The organism is Bacillus sp. LR--39 (assembly GCF_053613335.1).
In genome coordinates this window covers 1-519 of sequence record NZ_JBSIOT010001589.1, presented here as the reverse complement: position 1 = coordinate 519, position 519 = coordinate 1, and the positions used below count along the sequence as shown (strand labels likewise).

Genomic DNA, 519 nt, shown 5'->3' with positions numbered 1-519 from the left:
AAAGCGCTGAATTTTTTGCATCATACCAGAACCCCCTGCTACTCATTGTCATTTTTTTTTGCCTCTTTGTAATCAACATATGCGCGGAACAATGCTTCGCCAACGAGAAAAAACGGTGCAAAAGCGACAATTTCCGTTTTATCGCTTAATGTCACAGGTTTGCTTGTCGCATAAAGATTATGCGGAGTCAGCTGGGCGAGGACATTGTTTTTTAAATTCGTAATGGAAATAAAGGGAATACCCTTTGCAGAAAGCATTCTTGCCTGAGGAATCAGCTCCGGTGTTTCTCCGGAAAGAGAAATGATGATAAACAGATCGTTTACTTTAAAATCATCGCGCATCAAATTAAATTCATTTGTGTCTTCAATTAAAATAAGATAGCGATGGCGCGGAATAAACATTCTTTGCAGGTCGCGGGCGCATATCTTTTGCGCATTTCCTGAACCGTAGACGAAAATGCGGTCCGCTTCATCAATCAGCTGGCACATGTCCGTCATGTCCTTTGTCCGTAAGAACTTC

The 519-nt window shown here is 41.8% G+C and carries 1 pseudogene; it reads right to left on the bottom strand.

Annotated elements, in window-relative coordinates:
• Positions 1-38 precede the first annotated feature (38 nt).
• Positions 39-519: pseudogene (glvR, locus tag ACWHAR_RS31950) on the bottom strand (MurR/RpiR family transcriptional regulator GlvR); the annotation flags it as partial.